Origin of the sequence: Janthinobacterium sp. SUN073, from assembly GCF_030397665.1 — a bacterium.
Taxonomy (GTDB): domain Bacteria; phylum Pseudomonadota; class Gammaproteobacteria; order Burkholderiales; family Burkholderiaceae_D; genus Janthinobacterium.
The window spans coordinates 74802-100168 of sequence record NZ_JAPUBT010000007.1; the positions used below are offsets into that span (position 1 = coordinate 74802).

General features: G+C 64.2%; 24 protein-coding genes and 1 tRNA gene. 19 read left to right on the forward strand and 6 right to left on the reverse strand.

Translation table 11 applies throughout. The features are described 5' to 3' along the window. Positions 1-41 precede the first annotated feature (41 nt). From O0882_RS18940 to gabD, 15 genes are all read left to right on the forward strand, one after another. Positions 42-1202, forward strand: coding sequence for a fumarylacetoacetate hydrolase family protein (locus O0882_RS18940; RefSeq protein ID WP_289950458.1), 1161 nt, complete (start codon positions 42-44; stop codon positions 1200-1202). A gap of 26 nt (positions 1203-1228) precedes the next feature. After that, entirely contained in the window at positions 1229-1996 is a 768-nt protein-coding gene (locus O0882_RS18945) for an SDR family oxidoreductase (protein ID WP_289950460.1), read from the forward strand. Next, a complete protein-coding gene (locus O0882_RS18950) occupies positions 1993-3780 on the forward strand; it encodes an IlvD/Edd family dehydratase (RefSeq protein ID WP_289950462.1) in 1788 nt (595 codons plus the stop codon). The genes O0882_RS18945 and O0882_RS18950 overlap by 4 nt, the downstream gene beginning before the upstream one ends. A 65-nt stretch (positions 3781-3845) precedes the next feature. After that, on the forward strand, positions 3846-4847 hold the full coding sequence (gene xylF / locus O0882_RS18955) for a D-xylose ABC transporter substrate-binding protein (protein ID WP_289950464.1): 1002 nt from the start codon (positions 3846-3848) through the stop codon (positions 4845-4847). A gap of 135 nt (positions 4848-4982) precedes the next feature. Further along, positions 4983-6554 (forward strand): D-xylose ABC transporter ATP-binding protein, encoded by a 1572-nt coding sequence (gene xylG, locus O0882_RS18960; RefSeq protein ID WP_289950465.1) that lies wholly within the window; start codon positions 4983-4985, stop codon positions 6552-6554. Next, positions 6551-7693 carry a sugar ABC transporter permease gene (locus O0882_RS18965; RefSeq protein ID WP_289950468.1) on the forward strand — a complete coding sequence of 381 codons (1143 nt, stop codon included), beginning with the start codon at positions 6551-6553 and terminating at the stop codon, positions 7691-7693. The genes xylG and O0882_RS18965 overlap by 4 nt, the downstream gene beginning before the upstream one ends. A 43-nt stretch (positions 7694-7736) precedes the next feature. Then, positions 7737-8918, forward strand: a complete 1182-nt coding sequence (locus tag O0882_RS18970) for a DNA-binding transcriptional regulator (RefSeq protein ID WP_289950470.1) — start codon at positions 7737-7739, stop codon at positions 8916-8918. Then, a complete protein-coding gene (locus tag O0882_RS18975) occupies positions 8915-9697 on the forward strand; it encodes a hypothetical protein (RefSeq protein WP_289950472.1) in 783 nt (260 codons plus the stop codon). The genes O0882_RS18970 and O0882_RS18975 overlap by 4 nt, the downstream gene beginning before the upstream one ends. Before the next feature lie 84 nt (positions 9698-9781). Then, on the forward strand, positions 9782-10795 hold the full coding sequence (locus tag O0882_RS18980; protein WP_289950473.1) for a 2-dehydro-3-deoxygalactonokinase: 1014 nt from the start codon (positions 9782-9784) through the stop codon (positions 10793-10795). Beyond that, positions 10792-12522 carry an L-arabinonate dehydratase gene (gene araD / locus O0882_RS18985; protein WP_289950475.1) on the forward strand — a complete coding sequence of 577 codons (1731 nt, stop codon included), beginning with the start codon at positions 10792-10794 and terminating at the stop codon, positions 12520-12522. The genes O0882_RS18980 and araD overlap by 4 nt, the downstream gene beginning before the upstream one ends. Positions 12523-12664: 142 nt before the next feature. Continuing rightward, positions 12665-13558: an SMP-30/gluconolactonase/LRE family protein gene (locus tag O0882_RS18990; RefSeq protein ID WP_289950476.1), complete on the forward strand. Its 894-nt coding sequence runs from the start codon at positions 12665-12667 to the stop codon at positions 13556-13558. A gap of 13 nt (positions 13559-13571) precedes the next feature. Next, a complete protein-coding gene (locus tag O0882_RS18995) occupies positions 13572-14225 on the forward strand; it encodes a bifunctional 2-keto-4-hydroxyglutarate aldolase/2-keto-3-deoxy-6-phosphogluconate aldolase (RefSeq protein WP_289950478.1) in 654 nt (217 codons plus the stop codon). 64 nt (positions 14226-14289) lie between these two features. After that, positions 14290-14712, forward strand: a complete 423-nt coding sequence (locus tag O0882_RS19000; RefSeq protein WP_289950480.1) for a CoA-binding protein — start codon at positions 14290-14292, stop codon at positions 14710-14712. Further along, positions 14709-15551 (forward strand): PPK2 family polyphosphate kinase, encoded by an 843-nt coding sequence (locus tag O0882_RS19005; RefSeq protein ID WP_289950483.1) that lies wholly within the window; start codon positions 14709-14711, stop codon positions 15549-15551. The genes O0882_RS19000 and O0882_RS19005 overlap by 4 nt, the downstream gene beginning before the upstream one ends. 92 nt (positions 15552-15643) lie before the next feature. Continuing rightward, entirely contained in the window at positions 15644-17098 is a 1455-nt protein-coding gene (gene gabD / locus O0882_RS19010) for an NADP-dependent succinate-semialdehyde dehydrogenase (RefSeq protein ID WP_289950484.1), read from the forward strand. A gap of 6 nt (positions 17099-17104) precedes the next feature. Here gabD and O0882_RS19015 read toward each other — a convergent pair whose 3' ends face one another. After that, positions 17105-18229, reverse strand: coding sequence for a poly(3-hydroxybutyrate) depolymerase (locus O0882_RS19015; RefSeq protein ID WP_289950487.1), 1125 nt, complete (start codon positions 18227-18229; stop codon positions 17105-17107). A gap of 175 nt (positions 18230-18404) precedes the next feature. Here O0882_RS19015 and O0882_RS19020 point away from each other — a divergent pair, with 175 nt between their 5' ends. Further along, the gene (locus O0882_RS19020) at positions 18405-19016 is read left to right on the forward strand and encodes a glutathione peroxidase (RefSeq protein ID WP_289950488.1); all 612 of its coding nucleotides are present in this window, start codon (positions 18405-18407) and stop codon (positions 19014-19016) included. 116 nt (positions 19017-19132) lie between these two features. Beyond that, positions 19133-19495, forward strand: a complete 363-nt coding sequence (locus tag O0882_RS19025; protein WP_046681873.1) for a DUF1428 domain-containing protein — start codon at positions 19133-19135, stop codon at positions 19493-19495. Here the strand turns inward: O0882_RS19025 and pabB are convergent. The 3 genes from pabB to O0882_RS19040 all read right to left on the reverse strand — a co-directional run bounded on the left by pabB (position 19488) and on the right by O0882_RS19040 (position 22760). Continuing rightward, positions 19488-21326, reverse strand: coding sequence for an aminodeoxychorismate synthase component I (pabB, locus tag O0882_RS19030; RefSeq protein ID WP_289950493.1), 1839 nt, complete (start codon positions 21324-21326; stop codon positions 19488-19490). The two genes, O0882_RS19025 and pabB, sit on opposite strands and share 8 nt — an antisense overlap. Before the next feature lie 21 nt (positions 21327-21347). Continuing rightward, positions 21348-21923, reverse strand: coding sequence for a nucleoid occlusion factor SlmA (gene slmA, locus O0882_RS19035; protein WP_289950495.1), 576 nt, complete (start codon positions 21921-21923; stop codon positions 21348-21350). Positions 21924-22025: 102 nt separating this feature from the next. Further along, positions 22026-22760 (reverse strand): pyrimidine 5'-nucleotidase, encoded by a 735-nt coding sequence (locus O0882_RS19040; RefSeq protein WP_289950497.1) that lies wholly within the window; start codon positions 22758-22760, stop codon positions 22026-22028. A gap of 95 nt (positions 22761-22855) precedes the next feature. Between O0882_RS19040 and O0882_RS19045 the strand changes: the two genes are divergently transcribed. After that, a complete protein-coding gene (locus O0882_RS19045; protein ID WP_354670278.1) occupies positions 22856-23725 on the forward strand; it encodes a TraB/GumN family protein in 870 nt (289 codons plus the stop codon). 142 nt (positions 23726-23867) lie between these two features. Here O0882_RS19045 and O0882_RS19050 read toward each other — a convergent pair. Together O0882_RS19050 and argB are read right to left on the reverse strand one after the other, a co-directional pair. Continuing rightward, positions 23868-23942, reverse strand: a tRNA-Thr gene (locus O0882_RS19050). 65 nt (positions 23943-24007) lie between these two features. After that, on the reverse strand, positions 24008-24901 hold the full coding sequence (gene argB, locus O0882_RS19055) for an acetylglutamate kinase (protein WP_010393729.1): 894 nt from the start codon (positions 24899-24901) through the stop codon (positions 24008-24010). 231 nt (positions 24902-25132) lie between these two features. Here argB and O0882_RS19060 point away from each other — a divergent pair, with 231 nt between their 5' ends. Continuing rightward, entirely contained in the window at positions 25133-25336 is a 204-nt protein-coding gene (locus O0882_RS19060; RefSeq protein ID WP_289950500.1) for a cysteine-rich CWC family protein, read from the forward strand. Positions 25337-25367 lie beyond the last annotated feature (31 nt).

Genomic DNA, 25367 nt, shown 5'->3' on the forward strand with positions numbered 1-25367 from the left:
TGAAGACCGGCCATCCCGTCACGACCTTTTGAAAGCTTGCCATGCAGCCGATTTCCCCCGCTTCCCTGTTGCCCGCCGACCTGGCGCAGGCCCTCCTTATCGGCCGCATCTGGCGTGACGGACCCTGCGTCGTCGCCGTGCGCGGCGGCGAGGTGGTCGACATCACGCAGACGGTAGCGACGGTGGCCGAGCTGTTCGAGCGCAGCGATGCGCTCGATATCGCCCGCCATGCGCCCGGTATCGCGCTCGGCTCCGTGCAGGCGCTGCTGGCGCAGGCGCTGGCCGCACCGGCAGGTGAGCCGCTGCTGCTGGCGCCGTGCGACTTGCAGGCCGTCAAGGCCTGCGGCGTGACCTTCGCCGTCAGCCTGCTCGAACGGGTGATCGAAGAACAGGCGGGCGGCGACGCGGCACGCGCCGCGAGCTTGCGCACTGCGCTGCAAACGACCCTGGGCGGCGATTTGTCGGCCCTGAAACCCGGCTCGGAGGCGGCGCAGCGGCTGAAACAGCAGCTGCAGCAGCGCGGCGCCTGGTCGCAATACATGGAAGTGGGCATCGGCCCCGATGCGGAAGTGTTTACCAAGGCGCAGCCGATGTCGTCGGTGGGCTGCGGCGCGCAGGTGGGCTTGCTGCCATCGTCCGCCTGGAACAACCCCGAGCCGGAGATCGTCCTGGCCGTCAACAGCCGTGGCGAGGTGCTGGGGGCGACCTTGGGCAACGACGTCAACCTGCGCGATATCGAAGGGCGCAGCGCCCTGTTGCTGGGCAAGGCCAAGGACAACAACGGCTCCTGCGCCATCGGTCCCTTCATCCGCCTCTTCGACGAGTGTTTTACGCTCGAGACCGTGCGCCAGGCCGAAGTGTCGCTGCTGATCGAAGGCGCGGACGACGGCTTTGTGCTCGAAGGCGCCAGCTTCATGCGCGAGATCAGCCGTGACCCGCTCGACCTGGTGCGCCAGACGGCGGGCCAGTACCACCAGTATCCGGACGGCTTCATGCTGTTCCTCGGCACCATGTTCTCGCCCGTGAAGGACCGCGGCGCGCAGGGCGGCGGTTTTACGCACCACCTGGGCGACCGCGTGACGATTGCCAGCGCCGCGCTGGGCGCGCTGGTCAACGAAGTGCAGCGCTGCGATGCGATTACCCCCTGGACGTTCGGCGTGCGCGCGCTGTATCAGAACCTGGCGCAACGCGGCGTGCTTTGATCCGATTTTTTTAAAAGAGAGACACCATGCAGCATGCAACTTACCCTAGCTTGGCCGGCAAGCGCGTCGTCATCACGGGCGGCGGCACCGGTATCGGCGTGGCCATCGTCGAGGCGTTCGCGCGCCAGGGCGCCCACGTCACCTTTCTCGACATTGCCCGCGAGGCGTCGCTGGCGCTGCAGGAAAAGCTGGCACACCTGCCGCAGCCACCCGTTTTCCGCTATTGCGACCTGACGGACCTGGGCGCCCTGGCCGCCACCTTCGCCGAGATCGAAAACGCCAGCGGTGGTACCGATATCCTCATCAACAATGCGGCCAATGATGATCGCCACCAGTTGCAGGACGTCACGCCCGCCTACTGGGACGAGCGCATCGCCGTCAACCTGCGCCACCAGTATTTCTGTGCGCAGGCAGTGGCGCCGGCCATGCGCGCCAAGGGCCGTGGCGTGATCCTCAACCTGGGGTCGATTTCCTGGCACCTGGCGCAAGCGAACCTGTCGATCTACATGACGGCGAAAGCTGGCATCGAGGGCCTCACGCGCGGCCTGGCGCGCGACCTGGGTGTCGACGGCATCCGCGTCAACTGCATCATTCCCGGCGCCGTGCGCACGCCGCGCCAGGAGCGGCTGTGGCATACGCCGGAGGCGGAAGCGTTGATCCTGCAGGGACAGTGCCTGCAGACGCGCGTGGAGCCGGAAGACGTGGCGGCGCTGGCGCTGTTCCTCGCGTCCGACAACGCGGCCAAGTGCGCGGGACGCGAATACTATGTCGACGCCGGCTGGTACGGCGCATGAACATTCCAGCCCAACGCCCGTCGCGGCGCTTCCGCTCGCAGGACTGGTTCGACAATCCCGAGCACATCGACATGACGGCGCTGTACCTGGAGCGCTTCATGAATTACGGCATCACGGCCGAGGAACTGCGTTCAGGGCGGCCCATCATCGGCATTGCGCAAAGCGGCAGCGATATCAGTCCCTGCAACCGCATCCATCTGGAACTGGCGCAGCGCGTGCGCGACGGCATCCGCGATGCGGGCGGCATCCCGATGGAATTCCCGCTGCACCCGATTTTTGAAAATTGCCGCCGTCCCACGGCCGCGCTGGACCGCAACCTGGCGTATCTGGGCCTGGTGGAAATCCTGCATGGCTACCCGATCGACGCCGTGGTGCTGACCACGGGCTGCGACAAGACCACGCCGGCGCAACTGATGGCCGCCGCCACGGTGGACATTCCCGCCATCGTGCTGTCGGGCGGTCCCATGCTCGATGGCTGGATGGATGGCGAACTGGTGGGTTCCGGCGCCGCCATCTGGAAGGGCCGCCGCCAGCTGTCCGCCGGCTTGATCGACAACGACAAATTCCTGCAGATCGCCGCCGCCTCGGCGCCGTCGGCCGGCCACTGCAACACCATGGGTACGGCATCGACCATGAATGCGCTGGCCGAGGTGCTGGGCATGTCCCTGACGGGCTGTTCGGCCATCCCCGCGCCGTACCGCGAGCGGGGCCAGATCGCCTATGCCACGGGGCGCCGCATCGTCGAGCTGGCGCATGAGGACGTGCGCCCGTCGAGCATCCTCACGCGCGAGGCCTTTCTGGACGCCATCATCGTCAACGCGGCCATCGGCGGCTCCACCAACGCCCAGCCGCACTTGATGGCCATGGCCCGTCACGCGGGCGTGGAACTGCATTCGAGCGACTGGATGGAACATGGCTACGACGTGCCGCTGCTCCTGAACATGCAGCCGGCCGGCAAATTTCTGGGTGAGCGCTTCCACCGCGCCGGCGGCGTGCCGGCCGTGATGTGGGAGCTGCAGCAGGCGGGCTTGCTGCATGCCGAGCGTTTGACGGTCACGGGCCAGAGCATGGCGCTCAACCTGGCGGGGCGTGAAAGCGCGGACCGCGAGATGATCCGCCCGTTTGCCGCGCCCCTGAAGGAAAAGGCGGGTTTCATGGCCTTGCAGGGCAACCTGTTCGACTTCGCCATCATGAAGACCAGCGTGATCTCGCCCGCTTTCCGTGAGCGCTACCTGTCGCGCCCCGGCAGCGAAGGCGTGTTCGAGGTGCGCGCCATCGTCTTTGACGGTTCAAGCGACTATCACGCGCGCATCAACGACCCGGCACTCAACATTGACGACAGCTGCATGCTGGTCATGCGCGGCGCCGGTCCTGTCGGCTGGCCCGGTTCGGCCGAAGTGGTCAACATGCAGCCGCCCGACGCCTTGCTCAAGGCCGGCATTTTGAACCTGCCGACTCTGGGCGACGGGCGCCAGTCGGGCACCTCGGACAGCCCCTCGATCCTGAACGCCTCGCCGGAAAGCGCGGTCGGTGGCGGCCTGGCGCTGCTGCGCACGGGCGACATCATCCGCGTGGACTTGAATGCAGGCCGCTGCGACATGCTGGTTGACGCCTTTGAGCTGGCGCGCCGCGCCCAGGAGCTGCCGCCGCCAGTCAACGACAGCGCCACGCCGTGGCAGGAGCTCTATCGCGCCAGCGTGGGCCAGCTGGAAACGGGCGCCTGCATGGAGCTGGCACTGAAATACCGCGCCGTGGGGCAAACCCTGCCGCGCCATAACCACTGATTTATGAAGCCGCAACACCCGTAGTGAAAAAACGTCGTTAAAAAAATCCAACAAGGAGACACGTAATGAACAAGATCATCAGTGCAGCCATCATGACCGCCATGCTGGCATTGAGCAGCAGCGCCGCCCTGGCCGACGCGAAAAATCCGAAGATCGGCTTTTCCATCGACGATTTGCGCGTGGAACGCTGGACGCGTGACCGCGATTTCTTCATCGCCGCCGCCGAAAAGCAGGGCGCCAAGGTCTTCGTGCAGTCGGCAGACGCCAGCGAACAGCGCCAGATTTCACAGATCGAAAATCTGATCTCGCGCGGCGTGGACGTGCTGGTGATCGTGCCGTTCAACGCCACAGTCCTCAACAACACCGTCAAGGAAGCGAAAAAGGCCGGCATCAAGGTGCTGTCGTATGACCGCCTGATCCTGAATGCCGATATCGATGCCTACATCTCGTTCGACAACGAGAAAGTGGGCGAGATGCAGGCCGAAGGCGTGACCAAGCTGCAGCCGAAGGGCAATTACTACCTGCTGGGCGGTTCGCCGACCGACAACAACGCCAAGATGCTGCGCGAAGGCCAGATGAAGGTACTCAAACCATTCATCGACAAGGGCGACATCAAGATCGTCGGCCAGCAGTGGGTGAAGGACTGGAGCGCCACCGAAGCGCTGTCCATCGTGGAAAACGCGCTGACGGCCAACGGCAACAAGATCGACGCCATCGTCGCCTCGAACGACGGCACGGCCGGCGGCGCCATCCAGGCTCTGGCCGCGCAAAAACTCGCTGGCAAGGTGCCCGTCTCGGGCCAGGATGCCGACCTGGCGGCGGTGAAACGGGTGATCGCCGGCACGCAATCGATGACCGTCTACAAGCCGTTGAAAACCATCGCTGCCGAAGCGGCCAAGCTGGCCATCCAGCTGGCGCGCAATGAAAAGCCGGCCTACAACTCCAGCTATGACAACGGCCTGAAGAAAGTCAGCACGGTGCTGCTGAAACCAACGCCCTTGACCAAGGCGAATGTGAACATTCTCGTCGATGACGGCTTCTATACCAAGGCGCAGCTGGGTAATTGATCGCCTGTGTCATCTTTCACCCCAACGGCAGAATCTGGGGTCGGACCCTTAGGGTCCGACCCCGGTCTTTCGACGTTGGGGTTGGAGTACCAGCTACAACCGGTGTAGTTTCTGTAATCCGCAACGAGAGTGAGCATGTCCGACTATCTGCTTGAAATGAAAGGCATCGTCAAACAATTTGGCGGTGTCCGCGCGCTTGACGGCATCGACCTGCAGGTGCGGGCCGGCGAGTGCATCGGCTTGTGCGGCGAGAATGGCGCCGGCAAGTCGACCCTGATGAAGGTGCTGTCCGGCGTCTATCCGCATGGCACCTGGGATGGCGAGATCCTGTGGGAGGGCCAGCCCCTGCGCGCGCAATCGATCCGCGACACGGAAGACGCGGGCATCATCATCATCCACCAGGAACTGATGCTGGTGCCGCAGCTGTCCGTGGCCGAGAATATCTTCATGGGCCGCGAGCTCACCCTGCCGGGCGGGCGCATGCATTACGCGGCCATGTACAAGCGCGCCGACGAGCTGCTGCGCGAACTGAACATTCCCGAACTGAACGTGGCGCAGCCCGTGATGAATTACGGCGGCGGCCACCAGCAGCTGGTGGAAATCGCCAAGGCGCTCAACAAGAATGCGCGCCTGCTGATCCTCGACGAGCCATCGTCGTCGCTGACGGCGTCGGAAATCGCCGTGCTGCTCGATATCCTGCGCGCCCTGAAAGCCAAGGGCGTCACCTGCATCTACATTTCGCACAAGCTCGATGAAGTGGCGTCCATCTGCGACACCATCGTCGTCATCCGCGACGGCAAGCATATCGCCACCACGCCGATGGCGCAGATGAACGTCGAGCGCATCATCGCGCAGATGGTGGGCCGCGAAATGAGCCAGCTGTACCCGCAACGCGCGCAGCCGGCACGTATCGGCGAAGTGCTGTTCGAGGCGCGCCACGTGAGCTGCATCGATGCCGACAACCCGCAGCGCAAGCGGGTCGACGACATCTCGTTCACCCTGCGCAAAGGCGAGATCCTCGGCATCGCCGGCCTGGTGGGGGCGGGGCGCACGGAGCTCGTCTCGGCCCTGTTCGGCGCCTACCAGGGGCCGTGCCAGGCCGAAGTGTGGCTCGATGGCCGCCGCATCGACACCTCGTCTCCGCAAAAGGCGATTGCCATGGGCCTGGCCATGGTGCCGGAAGACCGCAAGCACCACGGCATCGTGCCCGACCTCGACGTGGGGCAGAACATCACCCTGGCCGTGCTGGAGACATTCGTGCGCGCCACGCGCATCGATGGCGAGGCGGAACTGGCGGCCGTGCGCGGCGAGATCGCCCAGCTGGAACTGAAGGCGGCCAGTCCGTCGCTGCCCATCACGAGCCTGTCGGGCGGCAACCAGCAAAAGGCCGTGCTGGCGAAGATGCTGCTGACGCGCCCGCGCGTGCTGATCCTCGATGAGCCCACGCGCGGCGTCGATGTGGGCGCCAAATATGAAATCTACAAATTGATGCTGGCGCTGGCCGACCGGGGCGTGGCCATCATCATGGTCTCGTCGGAACTGGCCGAAGTGCTGGGCGTGTCCGACCGCGTGCTGGTGATGGGCGAAGGCCGCCTGCGCGGCGACTTTATCAACGATGGCCTGAGCCAGGAAACCGTGCTGGCGGCGGCGCTGGACCAGCGTCCGGCGCCCGCCGCCAACACCGCAAACAAGGAACCCGCAGCATGAAACCGCACAGTATCAAACAGCTGTTCACCCAATACAAGATGCTGGCCCTGCTGATCGCCGTGGCGCTGATCTGGGCCTTCTTTTCGTGGAAGACGCAGGGCAGTTTCCTCACGCCGCGCAACCTGTCGAACCTGCTGCGCCAGATGTCCGTCACCGGCATCCTCGCCTGCGGCATGGTGCTGGTGATTATCGCCGGCGAGATCGACCTGTCGATCGGTTCCCTGCTGGGGCTATTGGGCGGCATCGCCGCCGTGCTGGACGTGACGCAGCACTGGCCGCTGGCGCTGAACCTGGCGGCGGTACTCGGCTGCGGCCTGGTGATCGGCCTCTTGAATGGCTACCTGACGGCGTACCGGGGCATCCCGTCCTTCATCGTTGGTTTGGGCGGCATGCTCGCGTATCGCGGCGTCCTGCTGGGCATCACGGGCGGCATCACGATCGCACCCGTCTCCGAGCCGATGGTCTACCTGGGGCAGGGTTACTTGCCCGCGGCGCCCGGCATCGTGCTGGGCGTCGGCCTGTTCCTGCTGGCCGCCTTTTTGACGTGGCGCGCGCGCGCCAGCCGCGCGCAGCATGGCTTGCCGCAGACGGCGCCTTGGGCCGATGGCTTGCGCCTGGCCGTCATCGGCGCCGTGCTGTACGCCTTCGTGCAAACCCTGAACGGTTATGAAGGTATCCCGCTGCCCGTGCTGTTGCTGCTGGCCTTGCTGGGACTGTTCAGCTATATCACCAGCCAGACCGTGTTCGGCCGCCGCATCTACGCCGTCGGCAGCAATATGGAGGCGACGCGTTTGTCCGGCATCAACGTGAAAGCCGTCAAGTTGTGGATCTTCGGCATCATGGGCCTGATGTGCGCGCTGGCTGGCCTGATCAACACGGGCCGCCTTGCGGCCGGTTCGCCCTCGGCCGGTACCTTCAGCGAACTCGATGCCATCGCCGCCTGCTTCATCGGCGGCACCTCGATGCGCGGCGGCTCGGGCACCGTGTACGGCGCCCTGATCGGCGCGCTGGTCATGGCCAGCCTGGATAACGGCATGTCCATGCTGGACGTGGACACTTACTGGCAGATGATCGTGAAAGGCAGTATCCTCACCCTCGCCGTGTGGGTCGATGTTAGCACGCGCGCCGGGCGCCGCTAGCGGGCCCCGAAAGGCCTGGCTGCCACATGGAGGAGACACCAGCATGAAGTTACCGACCGCGCACCGGATCGCGCTGCTGTTTAACGGGAATAAGATATACGACCGCGACATCATCGCGGGCATTGCCGCCTACCTGAACACCACGCGCGTATCGTGGGACCTGTTCCTGGAAGAGGATTTTCGCTGCCGCCTGCCCGGCATCGAGCGCTGGCAGGGCGACGGCATCATCGCCGATTTCGACGATCCCGCGGTCTGCGCGGCGCTGGCGCACAGCCGCCTGCCCGTGGTGGCCGTGGGCGGCTCGTATGCGCGCGCCGAGGACTACCCGGCCGCCATCCCATACGTGGCGACCGATAATTTTAAGATCGTCAAGCTGGCCTATGAGCACCTGGTGGAAGCGGGATTGAGCCGCTTTGCCTGTTTCAGCCTGCCCGAGGCCGATGTCAACCGCTGGGCGCAGGAGCGCGAAACGGCGTTTTGCGCCTTGATGGAGCGCGACCACATGCGCGCCGACGTGTACCGGGGCGTCGCCACCAGCGCGCCCGCGTGGGACGAAGCGGTGGAGCAGCAGATCGCCTGGCTCAACAGCCTGGAAAAACCCGTCGGCATCATCGCCGTCAGCGACGCGCGCGCGCGTCAGCTGCTGCAAGCCTGCATGCATGCGGGGATTGCCGTGCCGGAGCAAGTCGCCCTGATCGGCATCGACAATGACCCGCTGGCGCGCATGCTCACGCGCATTCCATTGAGTTCCGTGATCCAGGGCACGGAGGAAATGGGCCGCACGGCGGCGCATTTGCTGCACCAGATGTTGAATGGCGCGCGCCTGTCCGGCACACGCATCCTGGTGCCGCCGGCCGGCCTGAACGTGCTCGCGTCCACGCGTCACCAGCCCTTCCAGCATCCGCAGGTGATGCAGGCGCGCCACTTCATCCGCCAGTACGCGTGCCAGGGCATCAAGACGGAGCAGGTGGCCGATTACGTGGGCGTGTCGCGCTCCTCGCTCGAAGCGCACTTCCGCCAGGAACTGGGGCGCAGCGTGCACGACGAGATCCTGCATTTCAAGCTCGATGCGGCCAAGACCCTGCTGGCGCTCGGGCCGGGGCAGGTGGCCGAGGTGGCCGTGCGTTGCGGCTTTACCACGGTGCAGTACATGCACGCCGTCTTCAAGCGCGAACTCGGTTGCACGCCGCGCGAATTCCAGCAGCGCAGCCAGCCACCGCCATGACGATTTTTACCTTGCACAACGCGCGCGGCATGCGCGTGGCCATCGACGCGCACGATGCCAGCGTGCGGGCCTGGTGGGCACCCGACCGCTATGGCCGCCTGGCCGATGTGCTGGACGCGGCGCCCCCTGCGGCACGGTCGTCCACGGGCTGGCGGTGCGCGCCGCCGGTGGACGGCCACTTGCTGCTGCACCTGGCGCACGACGGCCTGTCGGTGCGCCTGGCCTACCGGCTTGACGACGATGGCAGCCTGCACCTCGACTGCGCCGCTACGGCCGATAGCGTTTCCCGTTTCGCGCTTGCCGCGCCCCGCTTCAATCTGCAGGGCCATCATGCCAGTGTGGGCGACCATGTGCTGCGCCTGGCCGCCGACCATTATTGGCCTTGGCCTTGGCCTGGCGGCAGCGCCAGCGATGCTCCGCTCGATGTGGCGGGCAGCGCGTTTGACTTTCGCCAGCCGGCGCCGCTCGCATCGCGCCTGGCCTGGCCCGCGCTGGTGAACTTGCCGGGATTCCGGCATGACTTTTACTGGACGGGCTGCGGCCAGCTGCGCGAAGCGGCACGGGTTGCCGACCCCGCGTCGGGCCGGGTCTTGCGTTTTTCCAGTAGCCAGGACAGCTGCCATCTGTATTCCGATGCGCGCTGTTTTTCCCTGCTGGCGCGGGGCGTGCAAGTGCAGCCGGGACAGGTGATGCGCTTCAAGCTCGCCTACCGTTTGGGCGTGCAGGATCTCGACGCGTTTGACATATCCGAACCGGTATCAATGATGTCAAATAAGTGATTGGTCAGATATGCGGGGCAGTTCTACCATGGGGTAGTTTTTCCCTCATTTATTTTTGCTCTTAGCGACGCTGCGAACCTGCCCATGAACATACTCACCATCGATGCCGGCACCACCAATACGCGTACCTTGCTGTGGCGCGCCGGTGCCGTCGTCGCCCAGGCGCAGCTGGAAACGGGCGTGCGCAATACCGCCATCGATGGCCATAACGGCGCGCTGAAACAGGCGCTGCGCGACACCATCGCCAGCGTGCTGGCCAGCGCCGGCATCGCGCCGTCCGCCGTGGACCTGGCGCTGGCCTCGGGCATGATCAGCTCGCCCATGGGCGTGCGGGAAGTGCCGCATTTGCCGGCGCCCGCCGGCCTGGCCCAGCTGGCGCAAGGCATGCAGACGGTGGACTTGCCCGACGTGCTGGCGCAGCCCCTGTGGCTGATCCCCGGCGTGCGCAACCAGCATGGCGCCGTCGGCCTGCATAACGTCGAGGCGATGGACATGATGCGCGGCGAAGAGACGGAAGTCGTCGCGCTGCTCGAGCGCTTGCAGTTGCGCGGCGCGGCGACCCTGATCATGCCCGGTTCGCATACCAAATTGATCAGCGTGGACGAGCAGCGCCGCATCCTCGGCTGCAGCACCACCATCGCGGGCGAGCTGCTGCAGGCGATCACGCAGCACACCCTGATCAAGCAATCGGTCGACGGCGGTTTTGCGCAGACCCTGGTGCCGAAAATGCTGCTGGCCGGCGCGGCCGCGGCGCAAAAAACGGGACTGGCGCGCGCCTGCTTCAGCGTGCGCACGCTGGGTCAGTTCAGCGCCGTCGAATGCAATGAGCGGGCCAATTTCCTGATGGGCGCCGTCCTCAGCGGCGACTTGCTGGCGCTGCGCAACAGCACCGCCATCCAGATGCGGCCCGATACCCCGCTCGTTATTACCGGTAAACCCATGCTGCGGCAGGCGCTCGGGCTGCTGATCGAAGAACACGGATTTTTTTATGGCAAGCGCATCATCGTCGACGACCAGCAGCAAGACCATCTGGCCGGTCACGGTGCGCTGCTGATCGCCGCCGCGCGCGGCTTGATTTCCCGGCAGGAGACGGTATGAGTGACAACAAGAACAAGCGTCCCTTGCGTTCGCAGTCGTGGTTTGGCGGCGACGACAAGGACAGTTTTATTCACCGCAGCTGGATGAAGAACCAGGGTTATCCCGGCGACGCTTTCGATGGCCGTCCCGTCATCGGCATCTGCAATACCTGGTCCGAGCTGACGCCCTGCAATGGCCATTTCCGCGACTTGGCCGAGATGGTCAAGCGCGGCGTGCTCGAAGCGGGCGGCTTTCCCGTCGAATTTCCCGTCATGTCGCTGGGCGAGACGAATCTGCGCCCGACGGCCATGCTGTTCCGTAACCTGGCCAGCATGGATGTGGAAGAATCGATCCGCGCCAACCCGATCGACGGCGTGGTGCTGTTGACGGGCTGCGACAAGACCACCCCGGCCCTGCTGATGGGCGCGGCCAGCGTGGACTTGCCCACCATCGTGCTGTCGGGCGGCCCCATGCTGAACGGGAACTATCGCGGCAAACCGATCGGCTCGGGCACCGACGTGTGGAAGTTTTCCGAAGACGTGCGCGCCGGGCGCATGACGTCCGCCGAATTCAAGCAGGCCGAATCGTGCATGTCGCGCTCCGCCGGCCACTGCATGACCATGGGCACGGCGTCTACCATGGCCAGCATGGTCGAGGCGCTGGGCGTGACCCTGCCCGGCAACGCCGCCATTCCCGCCGTCGATGCGCGCCGCAAGCTGCAGGCGCAACTGACGGGCCGGCGCATCGTCGACATGGTGCATGAAGACCTGAAACTGTCGCAGATCCTCACGCGCGACGCGTTTGAAAACGCCATCATGGTCAATGGCGCCATCGGCGGCTCGACCAATGCCGTGATCCACCTGCTGGCCATCGCCGGGCGCATCGGCGTGGACATGCGCCTGGCCGACTGGGACCGCCTGGGCCGCGACATTCCCTGCCTGCTCAACCTGATGCCGTCGGGCCAGTACCTGATGGAAGATTTTTACTATGCGGGCGGCCTGCCCGTGATCATCCGCGACCTGCTTGGCAAATTGCATGGCGAGGCGCTCACCGTCACGGGCGCCAGCATGGCCGTCAACGTGGCCGAGGCGGAAAATTTCAATCCCGAGGTGATCACGCCGCTGGCGCAGCCATTCAAGGACGAGGGCGGCATCGCCGTCCTGCACGGCAACCTGGCCCCGCGCGGCGCCGTCATCAAGCCTTCGGCCGCTTCGCCGGAGCTGATGCAGCACCGTGGCCGCGCCGTCGTCTTCAACAGCATCGAGCACTATAAAAAGCGCGTCGACGATCCCGCCCTTGATATCGACGCCAGCTGCGTGATGGTGCTGCAAAATTGCGGCCCGCAGGGCTATCCGGGCATGGCCGAAGTGGGCAATATGGGACTGCCGAAAAAACTGCTGGAGCAGGGCGTGCGCGACATGGTGCGCATCTCGGATGCGCGCATGAGCGGCACGGCCTATGGCACGGTGGTGCTGCACGTGGCGCCGGAAGCGGCCGTGGGCGGGCCGCTGGCGCTGGTGCGCGATGGCGACATGATTGAACTCGACGTGGCGGGACGGCGTTTGCACCTGGACGTCGACGAGGCCGAGCTGGCGCGCCGGCGCGCAGAGTGGCGCGTACCCGAGCCGGCCATGAAGGGCGGCTACCAGTCCATGTACATCAGGCACGTGACGCAGGCCGACGAAGGCGCGGACCTGGACTTCCTCGTCGGCTGCCGCGGTTCGGCCGTGCCTCGCGAATCACATTGATAACGCACGATCAAACCTGCTGCGCGTCGTCATTTGCGGCCTCGATGCTCACTGTGCTCAAGCACAGTTGCGCGTCTCGGCCCCAACTGACTTCCGCTCGCGACGGTTTTATCATGCGTTATACACAGTTAAAGGAAAAATGATGGGGACACGGGCCCAATTACTGGTCGATGCGCAGAATTTCCTGGGCGAGGGCGTGCGCTGGTGCGAACGCAGCGGCCGCGTTTTCTGGACGAATATCGAAGGCTGCCAGCTGCATGCGCTGGTGCTGGCCACGGGCGAACGCCAGAGTTGGGCCATGCCCGAGCGTCTGGCGTGCTTCGCGCTGACGCACAGCGACGAGGTGCTGCTGCTGGGACTGGCCTCGCGCCTGGCGTGGTTTGACGCGCGCAGCGGGGCCGTCACGCCCTTCCACACGGTGGAGGGGGACTTGCCCATGACGCGCCTGAACGATGGCCGCTGCGACCGCCAGGGACGTTTTGTCTTCGGCACGCTCGATGAACGCCCGTGCCGCGATGCCATCGCCAGCTTTTACCGCCTCAACCTGGACTTGAGCCTGGAGCGCCTGCCGCTGCCGCCCATCGCCATCTCGAACAGCATCTGCTTCAGCATCGATGGCACGGCCATGTATTTTTGCGATTCGATGAAGAAGGCGATCTACCGCTGGGACGATTACCTGGGGGGCGACGCCAGCCGGGTGCGCGTGTTTGCCGTGCTCGATCCCGGCCCCGGCGCCGCCGACGGCGCCACCATCGATGCGCACGACCACTTGTGGAGCGCGCAATGGGGCGCGGGACGCGTATTGCGCTTCGCGCCGGACGGCAGCGTCGAGCGCGCGATCACCTTGCCCGTCTCGCAGCCCAGCTGCGTGAGCCTGGGCGGCCCGCATTACGACGAATTGTTCGTCACCACCGCTCAGGAGAGTTTGACGCCGGCTCAGCTGGCGGGCGAACCGCTGGCCGGGGGATTGTTTCATGCGCGCCAGCCTGGCTTGCGCGGTTTGCCGGAAGTGCGCTTTGGCGCCCTGCCGGCCTGACAGGAGAGAGCATATGCAAAAACACGCGGTTTTCGAGGGCATTATCGAGCGGGGCATGGTCGGCATCGTGCGCGCCGGCTCGCCCGATGCGGCGCTGCTGATCGCCGAGGCGTGCATCGCCGGCGGCATCACGGCGCTGGAAGTGGCCTTCACCACGCCCGATACCCTGGGCGTGCTGCGCACCCTGCGCGAACGCCATGGAGACGACGTGCTGCTGGGCGCGGGCACGGTGCTCGATACGGAGACGGCGCGCGCCGCCATCCTGGCCGGCGCGCAGTTCATCATTTCGCCCGGCGTCAACGTGGAAACCATCACGCTGTGCCAGCGCTACCAGGTGCTGGCCATGCCGGGCGCGATGACGCCGACGGAAATCGTCACGGCCCTGCAGGCGGGCGCCGACATCGTCAAGGTCTTCCCCGCCGAGATGTTCGGCCCCGCCTACATCAAGGCCCTGTGCGCGCCCCTGCCGCAAGCGCCGCTGATGCCGACGGGCGGCGTGACGGTGGAGAACCTGCATGCATGGTTTGCCAGCGGCGCCGTGGCCGTGGGTATCGGCGGCAGCCTGAGTGGCCCGGGCGCCACGGGAGATTACGCGGCCGTGACGGCGCGTGCGCAGGCTTTTGTCGCGCAGATGGCGGCCGTGCGGACTTCTAAGTCTTCTGGCTAGCTCCCGGCGCGACGGGAATCTGCTACGCTAGGCGGGCAATGTCGCACGCCCAACTACAGAAACCATGTCCAACATCGCCCGCATCCTGCAAGACAGCCGCATCATCGCCATCGTCGGCATGTCCGACAAGCCCGAACGCGCCAGCCACGAAGTGGCCGATTACCTGCTGCGGCATGGCTACCGCGTGCTGCCCGTCAATCCGGCCCTCGCCGGTAAGGAAGTGCTGGGCCAGCGCGCCTATGCCACCCTGATGGAGGCCGCGGCGGCTGTGGCGCCGGCGCGCATCGACATCGTCGATTGCTTCCGCAAGTCCGAGGATATCCTGCCCATCGCCGAAGAAGCCATCGCCGTCAAGGCAGGCTGTTTGTGGCTGCAGCTCGATATCATCAACGAGCCGGCGGCGCAACTGGCACGGGCGGCTGGCCTGGACGTGGTGATGAACCACTGCACAAAAATTGAGCACCGCAAGCTGACGGTGGCGGCATGAAGGCGCGCACGCAATTTCGCGCCGGCCAGGGCTTCGAGCTGAACGAGGAATTCGCCGGCAAGCGCCTGCTGGGCGCCGCCACCAAGGCGGCCAACAAGAAGCTGACGCCAGCCCAGTGCAAGGCGCTGGACCGCGAGGAAACCGTGGCCCTGACGGCGCAGATCGCCGAGTGCCAGAGCATGCTGTATGCGCAGCACAAGAAAAAAGTGCTGCTGGTCCTGCAGGGCATGGATACCTCGGGCAAGGATGGCACGGTCAAGGCTATCTTCAGCAATATCAACCCGATGGGCATCCGCGCCGTGGCGTTCAAGGGCCCCACCGATATCGAACTGGCGCACGATTACCTGTGGCGCGTGCACCAGCACGTGCCCGTCAAGGGCGAGATCGCCATCTTCAACCGCAGCCACTACGAAGATGTGCTGGTCACGCGGGTGCAGGACATGATCGACAAGGCCGAATGCCAGCGTCGCTACGCGCAGATCCGCGATTTCGAGCGCATGCTGAGCGAAACGGGCACCGTCATCCTGAAAGTCTTCCTGCATATCTCGAAGGACGAGCAGCGGGGACGGCTGCAGGAGCGGCTTGACGATCCCGACCGCCAGTGGAAGTTCGATCCCAACGATATCGCCCAGCGCAAGAAGTGGGATGGCTACCAGCGCGCCTATGAAACGGCGATTCGCGAGACCGATGCCGATCACGCGCCGTGGTACGTGGTGCCATCGAACTCCAAGACGCAGCGCAACCTGGTGGTCGCCTCGCTGCTGCTGGAAACCCTGCAGGGCATGAAGCTGGAATACCCGGCGCCGGACCCGAAACTGTCGTCTTTCAAGGTCGAGTAGAGGGCAGGGCAGTTCAGCGCCGCGCCTGCGGAATCGGCCGCGCTGTGGCATAGTATCCCTCGTCGATAATTCAAACCAGACCGGAGATCCATATGCTGCAGTTGAAAGATCCTACCTTGTTGCGTCACCAGGCTTACGTGAATGGAGCCTGGGCGGATGCCGATGGTGGCCAGACGATTAATGTGAGCAATCCCGCCACCGGCGAGCATATCGGCACGGTGCCACTGATGGGCGCGGCCGAGACGCGCCGCGCCATCGAGGCGGCCAATGCCGCCTGGCCCGCCTGGCGCAAGAAGACGGCCAAGGAACGCGCGGCCGTGCTGCGCCGCTGGCATGACCTGATCCTGGAAAACGCCGACGACCTGGCGCTGATCATGACCACCGAGCAGGGCAAGCCCCTGCCGGAAGCGAAGGGCGAAGTGCAGTTCGGTGCCTCGTTCATCGAGTGGTTTGCCGAAGAAGGCAAGCGCGTCGCGGGCGATACCCTGCAATCGCCGTGGCCGGACCGTCGCCTGGTCATCACCAAGGAGCCGATCGGCGTGTGCGCCGCCATCACGCCGTGGAACTTCCCGGCCGCCATGATCACGCGCAAAGTCGGCCCGGCCCTGGCCGCCGGCTGCCCGATGGTCCTGAAGCCTGCCGAAGCGACGCCGTTTTCCGCGCTGGCGCTGGCCGTGCTGGCCGAGCGCGCGGGCGTGCCTGCGGGCGTGTTCAGCATCGTTACGGGTGCGCCGAAAGACATCGGCGGCGAAATGACCTCGAACCCCATCGTGCGCAAGCTGACGTTTACGGGCTCGACCCAGGTGGGCCGCTTGCTGGCCGAGCAGTGCGCGCCAACGATCAAGAAACTCTCGCTGGAACTGGGCGGCAATGCGCCGTTCATCGTCTTCGACGACGCCGACCTGGATGCGGCCGTGGAAGGCGCCATCGCCTCGAAATACCGCAACGCGGGCCAGACTTGCGTGTGCGCCAACCGCCTGTACGTGCAGGACAGCGTGTATGACGCGTTTGCCGACAAACTGGTGGCCGCCGTGGCCAAGCTGAAGGTGGGCAATGGCATCGAGGCGGGCGTGACGCAAGGCCCGCTGATCGACGCCAAGGCCGTCGCCAAGGTGGAGGAGCACGTGGCCGATGCATTGGCCAAGGGCGGTCGCCTGCTGGCCGGCGGCAAGCGCCATGCGCTGGGTAACGGCTTCTTCGAGCCGACCATCATCGCCGACGTGACGAACGACATGCGCGTGGCCACCGAGGAAACCTTCGGCCCGCTGGCACCCCTGTTCCGCTTCAAGACGGATGATGAAGTGATCGCCCTGGCGAACAACACGGAATTCGGCCTGGCCGCCTACTTCTATTCGCGCGACATCGGCCGCATCTGGCGCGTGGCCGAAGGTCTGGAAACGGGCATGGTTGGCGTCAACACGGGCCTGATCTCGAACGAGATCGCGCCCTTCGGCGGCGTCAAGCAATCGGGCCTGGGCCGTGAAGGGTCGACCTACGGTATCGAAGATTATTTAGTCATCAAATACATCTGCATGGGCGGTATCTAAGGCTGCCTAGCGCGAGCCGCGGCGCGCGGCGAGGCGGTCGAGCATGCCCTTGACCGCTTCCATCTGCGTGCCGCTCTTGCGGTAGAAATCCGGGTCGATCGGATTGATGCTGGTATAGCCCCAGAAATCCCAGCAGCCTTTCGGGTTGTACGGGTAGACGGGGCTCGGTTCGGCCTGCGGATACAGCACGATGATCTTGTTGGCGTCCGCCACCTGGTTGTAGCCGGTGCTGGTATAGAAGCGGTCGCCGATGGCCTGCGTCGTTTGCAGGCAGCCGTGGAACACCACGTGCACGCGGCAGCTCTCGCTGTCGCAGGCTTTCGGGATGTAGGCGTAGCCCGTATTGTTCATGCTGGAGTAGGCGTTCTGGATGAAGCTGCGTTGGTTGAAGGCGATCAGCTTGCCCGTCAGGGTGGTCGACGACGGTTGCAGGTCCGGGTACAGGTGCTGCAGGATGTCGCGCGCCTGCACGAAGTCGCAGTCATTGATGAAGGGCGAGTCCGTCACGGCGCACGGCTTGTCCTGATTGTTGTCCGTGATGATGGCATGGCCCGCACCGACCGTATCGACGAAGCGGATCTGCGCCGCCGGCGTGCCCGCCAATGCATAGAATTTTCCCACCTGTTCCACCACCGGCCGCGTCACGGTCTGGTCTTTCGTTCCGCTGAACAGATACACGCGCTGGCGTTTCAGGTTGGCCGTGTCGTCGATGAGACGGGCGCGTGCAAAATCGTTTGCCGCGCGCAGCAATTCGCTGGCCACGGGCGGCGCCACCTGTGCGCTGCCCGGATTCATGCAGGTGGTCAGGGCATTCGTCAGGTAGGGAATGTAGGGAAAGCGGCCCGGCTGGCCCGAGCAGAAATACGGGCCGCCGGCGATGATGCCGGCGCCGGCCACCGTGGCCGAATAGGCGACGGCAAATTGCGCCGCCATGAAGCCGCCCGAGGACAGGCCGGACACCGTGGTCTGGCTCAGGTCGGCCTGGTAGGCGGGCAGGGCGGCGGCATCTTTGCTCGCGGCGGGCTTGACGGCTTTGGCGGCGGTGGCGGCGTGCGCGCCGCCAGGCGCCAGGACGAGCAAGCTGGCGGTCAGCAGGGTGGTGGTTAGTGTGGTCAGGTGCGGGAAGGACATGGTGACTCCACAAGGCAAGGGCAGGAAGGCCGAGCATAGGTAAAAAAACTGTGCGCTGGGCAAGTACTGCACGGTCGTTGATGTCGCTCAAGCTATCGCTGTTGTTGTGGCCCTCATGCGCGTGGGCGGTGTTTGGCATAGAATGGTTTTTTTCCGTTCAACCATGGTGCCCCTCATGTCCAAGACCCTTGCCCAGCTGTTTGCGCTCACCACCCTTGCCGCCGGCGCCAGCCTGGCCGTGCCGGTCCATGCCGCCGACACCGCGCCAGCTGCCGACACCGCGCCAGCTGCCGCCGCGCCAGCGGCCTGTCCCGCCATCCTCAAGCAGACCTTCAACCGTTTGCAGGATGAGGCGCCGCAAAACCTGTGCCAGTACGCGGGCAAGGTCGTGCTGGTGGTCAATACGGCCAGTTATTGTGGTTTTACCAACCAGTATGAAGGGCTCGAAGCGCTGTACGCCAAGTACGGCAGCAAGGGCCTGGTGGTGCTGGGCTTTCCGTCGAACGATTTCGGCAAGCAGGAGCCTGGCAACAGCAAGGAAATCGCCGATTTCTGCTACAACACCTATGGCGTGAAGTTCCCCATGTTCGCCAAATCGGCGGTTTCCGGCCCCGCGCCGAATCCGCTGTACGTGGACCTGATCAAGCAGACGGGCAAGACGCCGGCCTGGAATTTCCATAAATACCTGATCGACCGCCACGGTAAAGTGGTGGAAAGCTTCCCCAGCAAGGTGACGCCGGAGGACAAGAAACTCGTTGGCGCGGTGGAAAAAGCGCTGGCGCTGTAAGTTGCCGACACACAAGCAGGCTTGATCGCCTGCTTTTTTTTTAATGCCGCGCTTGTCGTCTTGCCATCATTATCCTAAGCTGGTTGTTCGCGTTTGTCACAACAGAGGAGAACATCATGGCGTATGTCGATGGATTTGTGGTGCCCGTACCGAAAGCCAAGCTCGATGCTTACCTGGCCATGTCGCGTAGTTGCGGCGCCGTCTGGCGCGAATATGGCGCGCTGGAATTTCGCGAATGCGTGGGCGACGATGTCAAGCCGGGCAAGCTGACCTCGTTCCCGCAGGCGGTGGACTTGCAGGATGGCGAAGTGGTGGTGTTTTCCTGGATCGTGTATGAGTCGCGCGCCAAGCGCGATGAAATCAACGACAAGGTCATGAAAGACCCGCGCCTGGCCGAGATGATGGATCCGGCCAAGCTGCCGTTCGATGGCAAGCGGATGATCTATGGCGGTTACGAAATGCAGGTTGACATCAAGTAATCAGTTTTGCCGGCATCGCCCCGCGCAGCGCATTGCACACGACGATGGCTTCGGCCCGCGCCAGCATGGCGCGCGTGATGATGGTTTCCTGCGCATTCCAGGCGAGGTCGGCCAGCATGGCCGCGCGCTGCACGCCGGGCAGCAGACCGCAGGACAGGGGCGGCGTGTGCCAGCGGCCGTCCAGCTTCACGAAGACATTGCTGCGCCCACCCTCCGTCAGCTCGTCCCGTTCATTGAAGAACAGCATGTCGAAGCCGCCTTGCGCCTCGGCCGCGCGCCAGGCTGCGTCGTAGCGCGCACGCACGCTGCTCTTGTGGCGCAGGAACAGGTCGTCCGCTGTGGTGGCGTCGGGCGCCAGCAAAATGTTCACGGTCTCCGGCAAGGCGGTGAGCGTACCGCTTTGCACTGTGAACTGGCCATCCTGGCGCAGCGCCAGGCGCAGGCGGAAGGGCGCATCGTCTGGCCGTGCCGCGCAAGCCGCCTGCAGCGCGGCGCGGGCGGCCTGCGCATCCCAGGCAAAATTAAAATAGGCGCAGGAGGCGGCCAGGCGCGCCAGGTGGCGCTCCTGCTGGCGGCAGCCATGGTTGCGGCTGGCGTGCAGGGTTTCGAACAGTTCGAAGTCGTTCGTCAGGCCCGTCAGGAAGCGGGCCTTGAGCTGGCATTCCGCAAATTCATCGCGCGGGTCGCTGTCGAGCACGATGCCGGCGCCCACGCCCATTTCGCCGCGCCGCACGCCGTTCGCCCCAGGCGCTTGCAAGGCCAGGGTGCGAATCGGCACGGATAGGCAGAAGTCGCCCACCGCGTGGCCAGCGCCGGCGGCAGGCGGGTCGAACCAGCCGATGGCGCCCGTATAGATGCCGCGTGGCGCTGGTTCCAGTTCGGCGATGATTTCCATGGTGCGCCGTTTCGGCGCGCCCGTGATCGAGCCGCAGGGATACAAGGCCTGGAAGATGTCGGCCAAGCTGGCATCTTCGCGCAGGCGCGCCTGTACGGTGGAGGTCATTTGCAGCACGCTGCTGTAGCGCGTCACCTGGAACAGGGCCGGCACCCTGACGGAGCCCGTGACGGCGATGCGGCCGATGTCGTTGCGCAGCAGGTCGACGATCATCAGGTTTTCCGCGCGATTCTTCGGGTCATGGGCCAGGGCGCTGGCGCGGCGCGCATTTTCTTCCACCTGTTCGGCAGGAGCGGCCGGTGCCGTGCCTTTCATGGGACGCGCCGTCAGCTCGCCTTGCGCATGGCGCACGAACAGTTCCGGCGACAGCGACAGCAGGGCACCGCCATCGGGCAGCATCACCAGCGCGCCATACGGCACGGGCTGGCGCGCGCGCAGCCGCGCATACAGGGCCAGGGGCGAACCGAAGGCGTCGAAGCGCAAACGATACGTGTAGTTGACCTGGTAGGTGTCGCCGGCCACGATGTAGTCGTGGATGCGCTGCAGCGCGCGCGTAAATTCTGCTTGATCCACATTTGCGCGGATATCGGCCACGCCGGCCGGCGCGGCGTTCGCGTGAAGGCGCGCGTTCAGCCACTGCGCCACCTCGTCTTGCGACAGCTGCGTGCAATGGTCAAAGACGAGCACTTGCGCCAGCGGCGGCGTATCGATGCCTGCCGCGCGCGGCGGCATGGCCAGCAAGTGCGCGCCCAACTCGTAGCTGCACACGCTGACGGCGTATTGGCCGCGTTCCAAGGCCCCTTGCAGCCCTTCAAGCAGGGCAGGCCACTGCTCCCCCTCGGTGCACAGCAAGACCGCCACCAGGCCCGTGTACAGGCGCGAACCGGCGCCAGGTGTGCTGGCGTCGTCGAGCAGGGCGAAACAGTCGGTATGCATGGGGACAGCCGCAGCGATGACTTACCCCAGCAGCATGGCGATTTGCAGCGCCGCGTCCTGGGATGGATTGATCTTGAAGCCGCTCTTGGCATAGCGGTGCCAGCGTCCGATGACGAAGCTGACGATCAGCGTGGCGCGCGCCGCCACTTCGCTTTCCTTGCCATGGCCTTCGGCGGCGGCCACGCGCAAGGCCTGCTTGAGCGCCAGTTCCACGCGGTCGTAGAACTGGTTCATGCGCACTTGCAGGCGCTCGTCTTCATTGACCAGCGCATCGCCGATCAATACGCGCGTCATGCCCGGATTGCTGATGGCGAAATTGAGCAGCATGCCGATGATATCGCGCGTCTGCGTCATGCCGTCGCTGTGCTTTTCCGCGATCTGGTTGATCAGGCCGAAAACGCTCGACTCGATGAATTCGATCAATCCTTCGAACATTTGCGCCTTGCTGGCGAAATGGCGGTACAGGGCCGCTTCCGACACGGCCAGTCTGGCCGCCAGTGCGGCAGTGGTGATCTTTTCGCCTTTCGGCTGCTCCAGCATTGCGGCGAGGGCCTGAAGAATTTGTAGCCTGCGTTGGCCCGGCGGTGTGCTTGCCATATTTTCTCTTGTCGTTAAAAAAAATGCTGCCTTGATGGGGATATCCGTCACCGCCGCTAGCGGTGCGGCTTCCGGCGTCAACCGGAAGCCCAGGAGTCCCCTTCAACGCAGGCGGTGAAGGCGGCGTACCAAATGCCGGACAGATTTTACTTTGACATCGACGTAAGCGGGGCGATTTAACGCCTTGGGCAGCTTCGCCACGCTGATCGGATCAGCCATTTTCAGGTATTGCGTGACCCAGGCCGTGCGCAAGCCCAGTCTTTTTGCGCTCTTCAGGTTGGCCAGGGTGTCTTCCACCAGGATGCAGCGGCCAGGGCGGATCTGGTGCTTGCGCATCAGTTTGCGCAGCATCAGGGTCGATGGCTTGGGCCGCAGCTGGCGGTGCACATGCATCGACTCGATGGCGATATGCTGCGCAAAGTGCCGGTGCAGGCCCAGATGGCGCATCACGTCGCTCGAGTAGCGCAGCGGCGCGTTGGTGAGTAAAATTTTACGGCCAGGCAGGCGTTTGAGTAAAGCCCCCAGCCCCCGCTCGGCGCGTATCATGGCGCGCAAATCGTCGAACGCGTGCGTCTCGTGGAGGAAGTGCGCTGCCTGCACCTGATGGTGCTTGACCATGCCCAGCAAGGTGGCGCCATAGCGGCGCCAGTAGGCCGCGCGCGCCGCATTGACGATGGCGTCGTCAGCCGGCGTGACGCCGTCGCCCAGCACGCGGGCAATATACGTGTTCATATTGGCCGTGATGGTGGGGAAGATGGCGTGCGAGGCATTGTGCAGCGTGTTGTCGAGGTCAAACAGCCAGACCGGCGACGAGCGGTTAAGATGGGACACAGGCACAGGCGTCTTTAGGCAAGATGATAAGCAAGATGAAAAATTCAACAATCAGGAAAACCATGCGAAGCCAGATTATAGTGATGTTTTGCGGATTATTCTTGCTGCCGTTGCCGGCGGCCTTCGCCGAAGCGGCGCCCGTGGCGCAAAACCGGGGCGCCCTGTTCAAGGTGCAGGACGCGGGCCACACCCTGTATTTATTCGGCACCATCCACGTCGGCGCCCCCGACTTTTATCCGCTCGAGCCGACGGTGACGCAGGCATTGGAAGGTGCCGGGGCACTGGCGCTGGAGATCGATCCCGGCGCCGACCCGCGCGCCGCCCTGGGCGCCGTGCTGAAATACGGCATGGAGGCGCCGGGCAGCCAAGTGCCGGCCGACTGCCGCCAGACCCTGGCGCCGCGTCTGGCGCCGTTGTTGCAAAAATACGGTATTCCCGCTGAATCGGTGGCGCCGATGAAACCGTGGATGCTGGCCAGCATGCTGGCCATCGGCGAGTTTTCCACACTCGGCTATCGCTCCGACCTGGCGGTCGACAATTATCTGTCGCAGCAGGCCAAGGCGCGCAAGATCCCCGTGCTGGAACTCGAATCGATGGAAGGCCAGCTGGCGCTGTTTGGCGCGATGACGCCGGCTGACCAGTGCCGCTTCCTGGAAGACGGCGTGGCCTCGATCGAGGACCAGGAACAAAGCCAGGAAGCGCGCGAGATCGCCAACGCCTGGCGCACGGCCGACGCGGCCGCCTTCGACAAGCTGGCCGCCAAAGCGGCGACAGACCCCTCGTTTGCCGCGCAATTCGTGCAAAAAGTACTGCTGGACGGCCGCAATCCGGCCCTGGCCGACGGCATCGCCAAACTGCTGGCGCGCGAAAAACACAGCCTGGCCGCCATCGGCGTGCTGCATCTGGTGGGAACGAAAAGCGTGCCGGATCTGCTGCGCAAGAAAGGTTTGAAGGTAGAGCGGGTGTATTAAGACGCGGAGTAGACGCGGGCTACAGATAGCAGAGCAGATGGGGAGTGTTCAGGGCAAGGCGGACTGACGAAGACAGTACGAATGTACGGCGAGGAAGGACAACGCCGCCATGGACATTTTTTCAGCTGCGGGGAGATATAGTTGGTGCCCTTGACGTGGATCGAACACGTGGCCTCTCCCTTACCAAGGGAGTGCTCTACCACTGAGCTACAAGGGCAAATTAAAAGCGGCGCCAGGTGATCTGCGCCGCCAAACTACTCGCTGTGATGCATTGCGATTTTTTTAGTGCGAACGGATCATAGTACCAAAAGCCTGCTCGGTCAACACTTCCAGCAATAATGAGTGTTCGATGCGGCCATCGATGATGTGCACCGTGTTCACGCCGGACTTGGCTGCGTCGAGCGCGGACGAGATCTTCGGCAGCATGCCGCCCGAGATCGTGCCATCGGCGAACATCTCATCGATTTCACGCGCCGACAGGTCGGTCACCAGGTTGCCCTGCTTGTCCTGGACGCCAGCGATGTTGGTCATCATGATCAGCTTTTCCGCTTTCAGGATTTCCGCGATCTTGCCGGCGACCACGTCGGCATTGATGTTGTAAGCCTGGCCATCCTGGCCGAAACCGATCGGCGAAATGATGGGAATGAAGGCATCGTCCTGCAGCGCCTTGACGACGGCCGGGTTGATCGCGTCGATCTCGCCGACAAAGCCGATGTCGAGGAATTCGCCCGGATGTTCGCGGTCCGGCATCTGCATCTTGCGCGCGCGGATCAAGCCGCCATCCTTGCCCGTCAGGCCGACAGCCTGGCCGCCGTAATGGTTGATCAGCATGACGATATCCTGCTGCACTTCGCCGCCCAGCACCCACTCCACCACTTCCATGGTTTCTTCATCGGTGATACGCATGCCTTGCACGAAGGTGCCTTGCTTGCCGATTTTTTTCAGCGCGTTGTCGATCTGCGGTCCGCCGCCGTGCACCACCACCGGGTTCATGCCGACCAGCTTGAGCAGGATGACGTCGCGCGCGAAGCCGTGCTTCAGGCGTTCGTCCGTCATGGCATTGCCACCGTATTTGATGACGATGGTCTTGCCATGGAAATTGCGAATGTAGGGAAGGGCCTCGGCCAGAATCTGCGCCTTGATTTGCGGCGACACCGCCGTCAAGTCGTCATTCATGTCCAGGTTCAAGTTAGCTAGTTGATTCATGGCGAGTCCGGAAAATAGATTTGTGCGATTTTACAGGGAAGAAGAAAATCCTGGAGGCATTATAGGGCGATCTTGTTGTATTTTCCCTGATGATCCTATAGTCTGGCCCGATATGTCCCCCAACCAGCCTTTTTACTGCCAGTTACATCTGCGTCGCATCCTGATGCAGCATGACACACACTTGCCAATTCAAACACAGCCATGAGCGTATGCACCCGCTGCGGCGCCACCTTCCAGTGTGGCCAGACTGACCCGCAGACCAGCGAGCCATGCTGGTGCACGGCCTTGCCGCCGGCCGTTCCCGTGCCCGGCAATCGCGCCATCGGTTGCTGGTGCCCGGCCTGCCTGCAAGCGCATATTGCCACCCTGACCCCTCCTCTAAAAACGGTCACTTCGACCAATTAAGCGCTTCGGTACAAATTGCTTTGCAATAAAC